The sequence below is a fragment of the Xanthomarina arctica genome, assembly GCF_014638915.1.
GTDB lineage: Bacteria > Bacteroidota > Bacteroidia > Flavobacteriales > Flavobacteriaceae > Xanthomarina > Xanthomarina arctica.
The window spans coordinates 61,363-74,084 of sequence record NZ_BMFQ01000001.1 but is presented as its reverse complement, the minus strand read 5'-3'; the positions used below and the strand labels follow the sequence as shown (position 1 = coordinate 74,084).

At 32.3% G+C, this 12,722-nt stretch carries 13 protein-coding genes; 11 read left to right on the top strand and 2 right to left on the bottom strand.

Features of this window, described 5'->3' with window-relative positions; all coding sequences use genetic code 11:
• From IEV77_RS00355 to rlmN, 4 genes are all read left to right on the top strand, one after another.
• Positions 1-327, top strand: a complete 327-nt coding sequence (locus tag IEV77_RS00355) for a nucleotide pyrophosphohydrolase (RefSeq protein WP_188460739.1) — start codon at positions 1-3, stop codon at positions 325-327.
• 4 nt (positions 328-331) lie between these two features.
• Positions 332-1,630: a 3-phosphoshikimate 1-carboxyvinyltransferase gene (locus IEV77_RS00350; protein WP_188460738.1), complete on the top strand. Its 1,299-nt coding sequence runs from the start codon at positions 332-334 to the stop codon at positions 1,628-1,630.
• Between the two features lie 143 nt (positions 1,631-1,773).
• The gene (queA, locus tag IEV77_RS00345; protein ID WP_188460736.1) at positions 1,774-2,823 is read left to right on the top strand and encodes a tRNA preQ1(34) S-adenosylmethionine ribosyltransferase-isomerase QueA; all 1,050 of its coding nucleotides are present in this window, start codon (positions 1,774-1,776) and stop codon (positions 2,821-2,823) included.
• A 146-nt stretch (positions 2,824-2,969) separates the two neighbouring features.
• Positions 2,970-4,010 (top strand): dual-specificity RNA methyltransferase RlmN, encoded by a 1,041-nt coding sequence (gene rlmN / locus IEV77_RS00340; protein ID WP_188460734.1) that lies wholly within the window; start codon positions 2,970-2,972, stop codon positions 4,008-4,010.
• A gap of 52 nt (positions 4,011-4,062) precedes the next feature.
• Here the strand turns inward: rlmN and IEV77_RS00335 are convergent, their stop codons facing one another.
• Positions 4,063-4,962 (bottom strand): T9SS-dependent choice-of-anchor J family protein, encoded by a 900-nt coding sequence (locus IEV77_RS00335; protein ID WP_188460732.1) that lies wholly within the window; start codon positions 4,960-4,962, stop codon positions 4,063-4,065.
• 212 nt (positions 4,963-5,174) lie between these two features.
• Here IEV77_RS00335 and IEV77_RS00330 point away from each other — a divergent pair, with 212 nt between their 5' ends.
• The 7 genes from IEV77_RS00330 (at position 5,175) to dnaG (ending at position 12,010) form a co-directional block, all read left to right on the top strand.
• Complete coding sequence (locus IEV77_RS00330) at positions 5,175-5,342, top strand: hypothetical protein (RefSeq protein ID WP_188460730.1); 168 nt, start codon at positions 5,175-5,177, stop codon at positions 5,340-5,342.
• 87 nt (positions 5,343-5,429) lie between these two features.
• Positions 5,430-6,407 carry a polyprenyl synthetase family protein gene (locus IEV77_RS00325; RefSeq protein WP_188460728.1) on the top strand — a complete coding sequence of 326 codons (978 nt, stop codon included), beginning with the start codon at positions 5,430-5,432 and terminating at the stop codon, positions 6,405-6,407.
• A gap of 127 nt (positions 6,408-6,534) precedes the next feature.
• Positions 6,535-7,233, top strand: coding sequence for a hypothetical protein (locus IEV77_RS00320; protein ID WP_188460726.1), 699 nt, complete (start codon positions 6,535-6,537; stop codon positions 7,231-7,233).
• Positions 7,234-7,514: 281 nt separating this feature from the next.
• Positions 7,515-8,078 carry an RNA polymerase sigma factor gene (locus IEV77_RS00315; protein WP_188460724.1) on the top strand — a complete coding sequence of 188 codons (564 nt, stop codon included), beginning with the start codon at positions 7,515-7,517 and terminating at the stop codon, positions 8,076-8,078.
• On the top strand, positions 8,065-8,796 hold the full coding sequence (locus tag IEV77_RS00310; protein ID WP_188460722.1) for a hypothetical protein: 732 nt from the start codon (positions 8,065-8,067) through the stop codon (positions 8,794-8,796). The genes IEV77_RS00315 and IEV77_RS00310 overlap by 14 nt, the downstream gene beginning before the upstream one ends.
• Positions 8,797-8,823: 27 nt before the next feature.
• Positions 8,824-9,906, top strand: coding sequence for a hypothetical protein (locus IEV77_RS00305; protein WP_188460720.1), 1,083 nt, complete (start codon positions 8,824-8,826; stop codon positions 9,904-9,906).
• A gap of 145 nt (positions 9,907-10,051) precedes the next feature.
• Positions 10,052-12,010, top strand: coding sequence for a DNA primase (dnaG, locus tag IEV77_RS00300; RefSeq protein WP_188460718.1), 1,959 nt, complete (start codon positions 10,052-10,054; stop codon positions 12,008-12,010).
• Here dnaG and IEV77_RS00295 read toward each other — a convergent pair.
• Entirely contained in the window at positions 12,007-12,636 is a 630-nt protein-coding gene (locus tag IEV77_RS00295) for a response regulator (RefSeq protein WP_188460716.1), read from the bottom strand. The two genes, dnaG and IEV77_RS00295, sit on opposite strands and share 4 nt — an antisense overlap.
• Between the last annotated feature and the right edge of the window lie 86 nt (positions 12,637-12,722).

The window sequence follows — 12,722 nt, the reverse complement described above, 5'->3', positions numbered from 1 at the left end:
ATGGATATAAAAAACGCACAGTTAGAAGTAGATACATGGATAAAAGAACATGGTGTTCGATATTTTAATGAATTAACCAATATGGCTCAACTTACTGAAGAAGTTGGCGAAGTTGCTAGAATTATTGCCAGACGTTATGGCGAACAAAGTGAGAAAGAAAGTGATAAGGATAAAGATTTAGGCGAAGAATTAGCAGATGTTATGTTTGTGGTCTTATGTCTTGCCAATCAAACAGGAATCGATTTACAAGTGGCTTTCGATAAGAAATTGGATCTAAAAACCAAACGCGATCACGACAGACATCATAATAATAAAAAACTTAAATAGGTTAATGAACATCCAAATTCAAAAATCAGAAATCCACGATCTCCAATCTTCAATCAGCATAACCGGTTCTAAAAGCGAATCGAACAGATTGTTGTTGTTGCAAGCCTTATTTCCAAACATAGAGATTGATAATCTATCAAATTCTGACGATAGTAAGGTCATGACAGAAGCTTTGTTAACCTCTTCAAATGTTATTGACGTGCATCATGCTGGAACTGCTATGCGTTTTTTAACAGCATATTTTGCAACGCAAGATGGACGAGAAGTGGTTTTAACGGGTTCTGATAGAATGAAACAACGCCCAATTAAAATTTTGGTCGATGCTCTTAAAAGTCTGGGTGCTGAAATCTCGTATTTAGAATCTGATGGACTTCCTCCTTTAAAAATTACAGGTAAAAAACTAACCAAAAACAAGGTTACTTTACAAGCCAATGTAAGCAGTCAGTATATTTCAGCCTTATTACTTATTGCTCCAAAACTGGAAAATGGTTTGGAACTTACTTTAGAAGGAAAAATCACATCCGTTCCATATATCAACATGACTTTAAATTTGTTAAATCAGATAGGAGTAAAAACAGACTTTCAGAATAATGTGGTTGAAGTCAATCAACAATCAACAACCAGCCCGTACCGAAAAGGCACGTTCGGGCGGGTCAACAATCAAAAATCGTTAATCGAAAGTGATTGGTCATCTGCTTCCTATTTTTATAGTATTGTGGCTTTAAGCGCTGTTGGAACAGAAATTAGCTTGTCTTCATATAAACAAAATAGTTTGCAAGGAGATTCTGTTTTATCAGAAATTTATAAAGATTTTGGAGTAGAAACTACTTTCGAAAATAATAGCATCCTACTTCAAAAATCAACAATCGTAAATCAAAAACCAGCCCGTACCGAAAAGGTAGGTTCGGGCGGGTCGTTAATCTCATTAGATTTATCGAATGCTCCAGACATTGCTCAAACCATTGCAGTTACTTGTTTCGGATTAGGGATTTCATGTGTTCTTACAGGACTTCATACCTTAAAAATTAAAGAAACAGATAGACTTTTTGCACTTAAGACGGAAATTGAAAAATTAGGTGGTCAAGTAGCAATAACGGAAGATAGCTTAACGCTAGATTCTTCTAATAATATTAAAAGCAATATAGCAATCGATACCTATAACGATCACAGAATGGCATTAGCTTTTGCGCCACTAGCGCTTAAAACTTCAATTAAAATCAACAACGCCGAAGTTGTTTCAAAATCCTATCCAAGCTTTTGGGAAGATTTAAAAAGCATCGGATTTCAGATTAAAACAGATTAATCCATTCAACTTTAATAAAGATTATTAGGTAATTACAATAATAATTGCCTAAATACTTGACAACGCCTACTTTCAGGTTGTATATTTGCAATCTTGACAAAGATAGAACACTTTCATTTTAACATAAAAATCGATAGACACATATGAAATTATCACATTTTGGTTTTACACTTCCAGAAGAATTATTAGCGGAGTATCCATCTGAAAATAGAGATGAAGCTCGTTTAATGGTTTTGAATCGCGAGAAACAAACTATTGAGCATAAAATGTTTAAAGACATTATTGATTATTTCGATAAGGACGATGTGATGATTCTTAATAACACCAAAGTTTTTCCTGCCAGACTTTTTGGAAATAAGGAAAAAACAGGTGCTAGAATTGAAGTGTTTTTATTAAGAGAATTAAATGAAGAACAACGTCTATGGGACGTGCTTGTTGATCCAGCAAGAAAAATAAGAATTGGGAACAAACTATATTTTGGCGAAGGAGACTCGTTAGTTGCTGAGGTAATTGATAACACAACATCTAGAGGAAGAACTTTACGTTTCTTATACGATGGTTCTTATAGAGATTTCCGTGTAAAACTTAAGGAATTAGGTGAAACACCACTTCCAAAATACATAAAAAGAGAGGTAGAGCCAGAAGATGAAGAACGTTACCAAACCATTTTCGCTAAAAATGAAGGTGCTGTTGCAGCCCCAACTGCTGGAATGCATTTTTCTAAACATTTATTAAAACGTTTAGAAATTAAAGGAGTAAAACTTGCAGAAGTAACATTACATGTTGGTTTAGGGACTTTTAATGCCGTTGAGGTAGAAGATTTGTCTAAACATAAAATGGATAGCGAAGAGATTATTATTAAAAAAGATGCTGTAGAAATGATAAATACGGGCATCAAAGAAAAAAGACGTATTTGCGCTGTCGGTACAACAGCAATGCGAGCTATAGAGAGCTCTGTGTCTTCTAATGGGACTTTAAATGAATTTGATGGGTGGTCTAATAAATTTATTTTCCCTCCATACGATTTCAGTATCGCAAATTGTATGATTACAAATTTTCATACACCAAAATCTACTTTATTAATGATGGCTTCAGCTTTTGGAGGTTACGACTTCATTAAAAAGGCTTATGATGAGGCAATTAAAGAAAAATATAACTTTTATAGCTATGGTGATGCCATGCTAATAATATAATTAAAATTATAGTTTTAAAAAAAGCCTTGTTTCTACAAGGCTTTTTTTATGACATTATTTAAAGGGTCGCGATTTTTCAAGGTCAATAAACAAATTGAAAAGAGTAATTCGTCAATCCCATTCCCTTTCACTACTTTTGCACATACATGGAAACAAAAAAGAAAGACATACGTGCTTTAACTAAAGAGCAACTTCGGGAATTCTTTGTCAAGGAAGGCGACCAAGCTTTTCGAGGGAATCAGGTTTATGAATGGTTGTGGAGCAAAGGAGCTCACACTTTTGAAGATATGACCAATATCTCCATTGAAACCAGACAGATGTTGAAAGATAACTTTGTTATCAATCACATTCATGTGGATACCATGCAAAAAAGTAACGATGGCACTATTAAGAACGCCGTTCGATTACATGATGGCTTGATTGTCGAGTCGGTATTAATTCCTACAAAAACCAGAACCACAGCTTGTGTTTCAAGTCAGGTTGGGTGTAGTTTAGATTGTAGATTTTGTGCAACGTCTAGACTAAAACGGATGCGGAATTTAAATCCAGACGAAATTTTCGACCAAGTTGTTGCTATAGATAGAGAAAGTAGACTTTATCATGACAGACCTTTAAGCAACATTGTTTTCATGGGAATGGGAGAGCCACTCATGAATTATAACAATGTACTAAAAGCTATCGATAAAATTACTTCGGATGAAGGCTTAGGCATGTCTCCAAAACGGATTGTAGTTTCTACGTCTGGAGTGCCAAAAATGATTAAAAAGATGGCAGACGATGAGGTGAAGTTTAAACTAGCCGTGTCACTTCATTCCGCAATTGATGAGGTTAGAACATCCATCATGCCTTTTAATGCAACATTTCCTTTAGCAGATCTACGTGAAGCTTTAGTGTATTGGTACGAAAAAACTAAGAACCGAATTACTTATGAATATGTGGTTTGGAATAATATCAACGATAAAAAGAAAGATGTGGATGCTTTAATCGCATTCTGCAAATTTGCCCCAAGTAAGGTAAATTTAATTGAATACAACCCTATTGATGATGGCGAGTTTCAACAAGCAAATTCTCAAGCTATTGATATGTATGTTTCCATGCTAGAAGCCAATAATATTACGGTTACTGTAAGACGTTCCAGAGGTAAAGATATTGATGCGGCTTGTGGACAATTAGCAAATAAGAGTTAAAAAAAAGGCTTTCAAAATTTTGAAAGCCTTTTTAAATGTATCACGTTTTTAATTATTGAATAACAAATTTCTTACGATTTACTGCATTCGTTTTAGAATCCGCAACCTCAACAACATACATTCCAGAAGATAAATTAGTTAAATTTATTTCTTGAGACTCTAATTGAGTTTGTCCAGAAAGCACTTTTTTACCAGTTAAGGAATAGATGCTATAGGCAGCACTGCCATGAATATTAGAAAGTGTTAACACTCTTTCTTTACACGCAATGTGTATTTGATTTGCTTCAAAATCTTCAACACTCAAAAGGGATGTAGAAACTGAAAAGTCATCAATCATAAATCCAAATTGATCCTGAGATGTACAATGAATACCCACGTAAACAGAGGTATTGTCATAAGTTACAGGAAAATCATAAGTGAATTGTTGCCACGTGTTATCGCCATCTGCAATTATTACAGGATTAGCTGATATAACAGTAAAATCTGCTGCAGCCGTTCCAGTGGTTGAAATTGATACAGAAAAACGTTCTTGAGAATAAGTAGCATCACAAGCTTTATACCAAAACGATAGTGAGTTTCCACTCTCAGCAAGCGTAATCTGTGGAGAAATTAACCAATCATTATTATAGTTTGCTCCAGAAGGAACAGCAGCAAAACAAACCATACCTTTCATGCCATTGTAAGCCGTCCAATCGCTAGTAGCAGTAGGGTCTAATGCTGGATCTGTAGCAGTGGCATTGAAAACCTGAAAAGATTTAGCAGATCCAGAGTTTAGAAAAGTTACACCAGTAAAACCATAAGTCGGTAATCCATCGACATCTAATAATGTCCATGATCCAACGTCAGTAATAGCAAAATCTGTATAAGTTTCAAAACCGTCTTCAAACAAGATGGTTTGAGAACTAACGTTCAAAGTAATTAATAGAATAAATAATAAAGTAATTTTTTTCATAATATTTATATTTAAAAAGTTAGAGACCGTTAAGTTAAGAATAAATAATGGATTTATTTTCTATTACGACTGTGAAATTTTGTTATCTCTATAAAAAAGAGAATAACGCTTGTGGTTAAAATAAGTTTATGATCTCTCTTCTGTCACTTTTATTTCATAATAATTATGGGACACATAAAATAAGCAATGCTATATTTTAAATTAAATTTTAATTGTTTCCCACTTCAAAAGAGAGAGAGCCTGGAGTAGAACTTATTTATGTTGATTATAAGGACCTGCTTTATAAAACAGATCAAGTTTTAGAAAAGATAACTTCTTATGTAGGGCAAGATTTAGATAAAAAAGCCTTGGCAGCGTTTGTAGTTACTACTCTTTATTGAAACAAAGTTTGATTTGTAAGGTGTAAAATAGCATATCAAAGGCATTTTTAGTACGTTTGTTATTATATATTTTACACCTTTTTTCTTTTGAAAATTGTAGAACAAATAAAACAACCAATAGATTACGAAATGGAACTTTTTGAACAAAAGTTTCAATTGTCCATGTCTTCTAAAGTCGCTTTACTAAATAGAATAACACATTACATTGTCAACAGAAAAGGGAAGCAAATGCGACCTATGTTTGTTTTTCTTGTGTCTAAAATGGTTTCTAATGGTGAAGTTAGCGAGCGTACCTATAGAGGAGCTTCGGTTATTGAGCTGATTCATACAGCTACTTTGGTTCATGACGATGTGGTTGACGAAAGTAACAGACGTCGTGGGTTTTTCTCAATCAATGCCCTTTGGAAAAATAAAATTGCTGTTTTAGTTGGTGATTATTTATTGTCAAAAGGACTCTTACTTTCCATAGATAACAATGACTTCGACCTATTGAAAATTATTTCCATAGCGGTTAGGGAAATGAGTGAAGGCGAATTACTTCAAATAGAAAAAGCCAGAAAATTAGATATTACTGAAGTCGTTTATTACGAAATTATACGTCAAAAAACAGCAACGCTTATTGCTGCTTGTTGTAGTCTAGGTGCTGCTTCTGTGAAACCAGAATCGGATCATGTAGAACGTATGCGTAAATTTGGCGAGTTAATAGGAATGGCTTTTCAAATAAAAGACGATTTATTTGATTATGGTAATGAGGCTATTGGAAAACCTACAGGAATCGATATTAAAGAGCAAAAAATGACTTTGCCCTTAATTTATGTGCTAAACCAAGCAGATAAAAAAGACAAACGTTGGCTTATTAATTCTATTAAAAACCACAATAGAGACAAAAAACGGGTCGCTGAAGTAATAAGCTACGTAAAAGCAAAAGGTGGTTTAGATTATGCAGTTGCCAAAATGAAGGAGTTTCAAGAAGAAGCACTTCAAATTCTCCAATTCTATCCAGAATCTACCTATAAGAATTCTTTAGAGCTTATGGTTAATTATGTGATTGACCGAAAAAAATAATCTACTTTATAGGGATAAATATTCAGTTGAACGAATGTTTTTGCAGACTTGAGATTACTTTATATCTTTGATATATCCTACAATTGGTTAATAGCATGTAATTTAAAAAAACCTAAATTCAATTATTATGTTTAAAAATAAGTGGTTATTACCCTTTTCATTAGTCTTCGGATTAATTTTTGTTCTATTTATGTGGTTTGGAGAACCAGAGTATGTCTCTGAAATTAATAGGGAAGATGGACCTATAGAGTATCTTACTGCTTTCTTCTATTTGATAGGTTTTATATTATGTTTAATCACTATTTTTAAAGGCAAGAATAAATTACTATTCCCTATTATCTGGGCCATTTTATGTTTTGTTTTTATGGGCGAGGAAACAAGTTGGTTTCAAAGAGTTTTTGAGTATTCAGTTCCTGGAATAGAAAAAGTAAATGTTCAAAATGAATTTAACTTTCATAATTTAGATATTTTTATAGGCGAGAAACTCTTTGTAGATGGTAAGATAAGTCAAGCTGGTATTATAAACTTTTTTAAATCTTCTCAAAATATGTTTAGAATTGGTTTTTTCGGTTATTTCCTGATGATACCACTTCTAATGTTAAATAAAAAAATTAAAAAATTACTTTTAAAAATTGGGTATCAAAAACCAAGTTTAAATTTCCTTCTTATCATGCTTGTTGTTTTTAGTTTATCCTTTGTGTTGGCTATTTTATCGCCAGGATTGGTGAAAATGGCATTTGCTGAGACCAGAGAAATGCTATACGCCTACTTTATATTTATTTACATAGGTATTTATTATTATCAAAAAAGATTTTCTACATCATAAATAAAGTCATTTTCTGAAAAGGTCATTATTACAAATAATTTGATTTTTAATTAAAGATATATAGTGTCTTATAATGCTAGAGCCTAGTAATAGGTTTTAGCATTTTTGTTTTTAAATGAGAAATTAAAACCCCTAAGTAATTGGTTTAAAGTGTGTTATTTTATTTTTATTAATTGTATTTTTAAATCAATCTAAAAATTAATATTTATTTTTAAAACTTCAGGCAACTATTTTTATAATAATTGCGTCTTTATAAATAGAAGCAGTACAAAACTCTTTAAGTGAAAGTTATACAACTCTACAAAAACGAATCGGTGCTTATTAAAAAAGCCATTAAAAACAATCGTGAAGCACAGCACGTTTTGTTTGAGATGCATGCACCTAAAATGTTGAGTGTTTGTAGGTATTATATAAAAGATGTGCAACATGCAGAAGAAGCCATGTTAAATGGTTTTTTCAAAGTGTTTAACAATCTTAAAAGTTACAAGGCTGAAGGAAGCTTTGAAGGCTGGATAAGGCGAATTATGGTTAGAGAATCTATTTCATTTCTAAGACAAAAAAAAAGAATTGAATTTTCGGATGAATATTTTGAAGATACAACCGATTTATCAAACCAGATGAATACTGAATTTGAAGTTGCAGAATTACAAAAGTTGATTGATGCTTTGCCAGAAGGATACAAAATGGTTTTTATAATGTATGCCATAGAAGGGTATAAACATGCTGAAATTGCAAGCATATTACAGATTTCGGAAGGGACTTCCAAATCGCAATTATTTAAAGCAAGAAAATTGTTGCAAGAGCAGATTAAAAAACAAAACACAACAAGTTATGGCTCCAATTAAATTTGAAGAGAATATTAAGGAAAAGCTTGAGAAAAGAACACTTCAGCCATCAAGTCAAGCTTGGGATAGGCTTTCGAAAAAATTAGATACAGCCCCAAAAAAGTCATCTATTAAAACAATCTGGTGGTTTGGAATAGCCGCTAGTTTGGTGGGGATTCTTTTTATGATAAATATGTTTCTAAATACACCAGAAACAAATAATTTCACTCCCGTTTTAGTGGATACCGAAATAAATGAAGTAGACATTTTTAAAAATAATGAAAAGGTAGATATTCAAGAAACTTTGGTTGTAAAAGAAGGATTAAATGCAACCATTAATAATCTTTCAGAAGAAAAAATAAATTCAGATGGAACTGGGAAGAAATTAAAAAATTATCCAGTTAAAAACACACAAGTTGTACATGCTGAAACCAATCGTGAAGCTGAAGAAATGGTAAATAATTTAAGTATGGAATCTCCTAAAGATAGAACAGCGTTAGTAACCTTAGAGACTCAAGAAAAAACAAATAAAACAGTAACAGATATAGATGCTTTATTACTAAAAGCACAACAAAACATTTCAAAAACCGCAAATAGCAATACCTATGCTATAGATGCTAAGGCTTTACTTCAAGACGTTGAAGAAGATTTGGAAGAATCGTTTAGAGATAAAGTTTTTGAAACCATTAAAACAAATTACAAGAAGGTAAAAACTGCAGTTGCCGAACGTAACGATTAACATTCATCAATTAAAAAACAAACAATTATGCAAACAATTACCAAGTATTTAGCACTTTTAGTGCTCACGCTTTCTGTGCAATTAATCTCTGCACAAGAGACATCAAATAGTAAAGAAATTAAGGTTTTAGAGGCTCAAAAGGAGCAAGTGGTTATTCAGGAAAAGGATTGGCTCAAAATCGAAGTAGAAGCCGTAAATGTTCAATTAGATAACGAGGAGGTTACTCAAGAAGAGGCCAATATTCTAAAAGAAGAATTAGCAATAAAGCATGCTATGAATATTGAAAATAGGTTGGCTATTATTGACAATCGGATTTCATTATTAGAACGAAATGAAAATGTACCTTATGATACAGGAGCCAATTTAGACGGCTTTATAATTACTGTTGGTAAAAGTGAAGATTCTGATGAATTCGATCTAAAAAGCTTATATATAGGTCCGAAAACGAAGAAGGAGCCTAGAAAATTCGATAAACGTACTACTAGCGATTTAGTTTTCGCCATTGGTTTTAATAATGCCATTATTGAAGGACAATCGCTTAACGATTCTCCATATAAACTTGGAGGTTCTGGGTTTGTAGAGTTAGGGTGGGCTTGGAAAACCAGGTTATTAAACAACAGCAATGCCGTTCGTTTAAAATATGGAATCTCTTTTCAGTGGAATAAATTAGATATTAAAGACAATCAGTATTTTCTTGAAGAAGGAGATGTGGTTACTTTGGAAGAGTTTCCTTTAAATGTGGATAAATCGAAATTTAGATCTACTAATTTAGTTTTTCCTGTTCATTTTGAATTTGGTCCTTCCAAGAAAATTGATAAAGAAAATTACTTCAGATATTCAACACATAAAAAGTTTAAAATAGGTGTTGGTGGTTATGGTGGATTTGTATTGCAGTCCTTGCAAAAATTGAAATACGATGATGAAAATGGCAATTTTCAGAAAGATAAAATTAAAGATTTTAATACTAACAGTTTTGTGTATGGAGTGAGTTCTTATATTTCTTTGGGAAACGTAGGTGTTTATGCTAAATACGATTTATCAACCATCTTTAAGGACCAAGCAGTAAATCAAAATAATATTTCATTGGGTTTGCGTTTTGATATGGATTAGTTTAAGTAGTTAATTTGAATAAGAAGGGCTTCAATTAATAAAATTGAAGCCCTTTTTATTTATGTTTAATAAAATTTAAAAACAATAAGTTTTATTACTTTTACCATTCGTTAAATCTGTCATCTCAAACCACTAATTCTTTAATTTGATATCAAAATCCACCATAGACCAAGTATTTGAAACTTCTCGTGTAGAGGAGGTTATTGGCGATTTTGTCCAATTAAAAAAATCTGGAAGTAGTTTTAAAGGTTTGAGTCCGTTTAGCGATGAACGTTCTCCAAGTTTTATGGTGTCGCCTGTTAAGCAGATTTGGAAAGATTTTTCTAGTGGAAAAGGTGGGAATGTGGTGGCTTTTTTAATGGAGCATGAGCATTTTACTTATCCGGAAGCCATTAAGTATTTAGCCAATAAATACAATATTGAAATTGAAGAAACGGAGCAAACAAACGAGCAAAAAGAGCAAGCAGACGAACGTGAAAGTTTATATCTAGTCAGTGAATTTGCTAGCAAATATTTTCAGAATACACTTCATAAAACAAATCAAGGGAAAGCTATAGGTCTAAGTTATTTTAAAGAACGCGGGTTTACAGAAGAAACCATAAAAAAATACCACTTAGGTTATTCCTTAGATGAATGGCAAGCCTTTACAGATGAGGCTCTAAAACAAGGTTATAATATAGATTATTTAGAAAAAGCTGGCGTTACCATTGTTAAAGAAGAAAAGCGTTTCGATAGATTTAAAGGGCGTGTCATGTTTCCTATTAGAAGTATGAGTGGACGTGTTTTGGGTTTTGGCGGACGTATTCTTACAAACGATAAAAAAGCGGCCAAATATTTAAATTCTCCTGAGAGTGATATCTATCATAAAAGTAAAGTGCTTTATGGGATTTTTCATGCCAAGCAAAGTATTGCGAAAGAAGATAATTGCTATCTGGTGGAAGGCTATACAGATGTCATTCAATTTCATCAAACTGGAATTAAAAATGTGGTTTCTTCTTCTGGAACGGCATTGACTTCAGACCAAATCCGACTTATAAATAGGCTAACAAAAAACATTACTGTGCTTTTTGATGGTGATGCTGCCGGAATTCGAGCCTCGTTAAGAGGAATCGATTTAATTCTTGAGCAGGGCATGAACGTTAAGATTTGTACTTTTCCTAATGGGGAAGATCCTGATAGTTTTGCCAAACAGAACACCCTGGAAGAACTGACTTTGTATCTGGAAGAAAAGGCACAAGATTTTATACAATTTAAGGCTTCCATGTTGTTTGAAGATTCTAAGAACGATCCTATAAAAAAGGCGGATACAGTTCGTGATATCGTGAATAGTATTTCTAAAATTCCAGATAGAATTAAACGCGAAATATATATTCAAGAATGTTCTAAAATCATGCAAATTAGTGAAGAAGTGTTGTTTAGTACTTTGGCACAATCTTCGAAAAAAGATTTAGATGAAGCCAATAAACAACATAAAGAAGAACAAAAGGCATTTCAAGTAGTTAAAGGCCAACAGCCACAAATTAAAGTGGATGTGCAGTATGTATTAGAACGAAAAATTATTCAAATTTTACTTCTATACGGAAATAGAACAGAGAATTTTGAAGATTTAATTCTGAAGGAGAACGATAAAAACGAACTTATTTTAGAACCAGTTGTACACAGAGCTAAAGTTTTTGAAAAAATTTATTTGGACCTTCAAGAAGATGAGATGGAGTTTACCAATTTGAAATTTAAAGGACTTTATTATAAGATTATTGATACTTTAAATCAGAATCCGGATTTTGCCTTGGAGAATTTTGTGAACAATGTGGATGCAGATGTTGCTACCGAAATGACTACCATTTTAATGGAAGACGAACGCTATGCTTTGTCTGACTGGGAAAGAAAAAATATTTTCCCAAAAGAGAAAACAGATACCATTGCACAATTGGTTAACGAAACTATTTTAAGCTTAAGATGCTATTTAATAAGTAAAAAAATTGACGAGTTAAGCCAAGAGACAAAAGCTAATATTCAAGTCCAATATAGAGAGATTCTTGAAGAAGTAGTTGGTTATAAGAAGTTGGATAATTTGCTGTCTAGAAAATTAAACAAAGCACTTTAAAACTCCATTAATTTAGCTCTATTAATTAAATCTACAATATTTTCTACATGTAGTTTTTTCATTAATCTTGCCTTATAGGTGCTTACTGTTTTTTCATTAATTTCCAACTCTTCTGCAATTTCCTTATTTTTTCTACCTACTGAAATGAGCTTTAAAACCTCAATTTCTCTAGTGGATAATTTTTTATAAGGCGATTTTGAAGTTTTAGAAATTCGTTTGCCAAGTGTTAACTGATTAGATAAATTATTACTTAAATAAATTTCTCCATCGAATACTTTTTCAATGGCTTCTTTAATAGTAATAATATTGGCATTTTTTGAGAGATAACCTGAGGCACCAGCTTTAATGGTGTTGAGTGCATATATTTCTTCAGGCTGTGAAGAAAACATGAGCACTTTAATTTGTGGGTATTCTTTAGAAAGCCTTCTCAAGGCTGTAATGCCATTAAGTTTTGGTAAATCTATTTCAGATATAATAACATCTGCTTTCTCTTGTTTTAGAAAATCAAAAATTGCTTCACCATTGCTTACGCCTCCAACAACTTTGATGTCTTTAGAAGCAACAAAAAGAAGTTCGATTCCTTTTCTAATAATTGGGTGACTGTCAACTACCAACAGTTTTATCATCTTTAAAAGTTTTAAATATTAAGACTGTCGAGGCAAAAAAAAGTGTGATTTTAAACGTGTAATAAGTAAATATAATAAATTTTAAT

Bases quoted from the DNA above. Each gene is read 5' to 3' on its own strand.
- queA (WP_188460736.1), top strand. From the start codon at position 1,774: ATGAAATTATCACATTTTGGTTTTACACTTCCAGAAGAATTATTAGCG.
- IEV77_RS00305 (WP_188460720.1), top strand. From the start codon at position 8,824: ATGCAAACAATTACCAAGTATTTAGCACTTTTAGTGCTCACGCTTTCT.
- IEV77_RS00350 (WP_188460738.1), top strand. From the start codon at position 332: ATGAACATCCAAATTCAAAAATCAGAAATCCACGATCTCCAATCTTCA.
- IEV77_RS00295 (WP_188460716.1), bottom strand. From the start codon at position 12,636: ATGATAAAACTGTTGGTAGTTGACAGTCACCCAATTATTAGAAAAGGA.
- IEV77_RS00335 (WP_188460732.1), bottom strand. From the start codon at position 4,962: ATGAAAAAAATTACTTTATTATTTATTCTATTAATTACTTTGAACGTT.
- IEV77_RS00355 (WP_188460739.1), top strand. From the start codon at position 1: ATGGATATAAAAAACGCACAGTTAGAAGTAGATACATGGATAAAAGAA.
- rlmN (WP_188460734.1), top strand. From the start codon at position 2,970: ATGGAAACAAAAAAGAAAGACATACGTGCTTTAACTAAAGAGCAACTT.
- IEV77_RS00320 (WP_188460726.1), top strand. From the start codon at position 6,535: ATGTTTAAAAATAAGTGGTTATTACCCTTTTCATTAGTCTTCGGATTA.
- IEV77_RS00310 (WP_188460722.1), top strand. From the start codon at position 8,065: ATGGCTCCAATTAAATTTGAAGAGAATATTAAGGAAAAGCTTGAGAAA.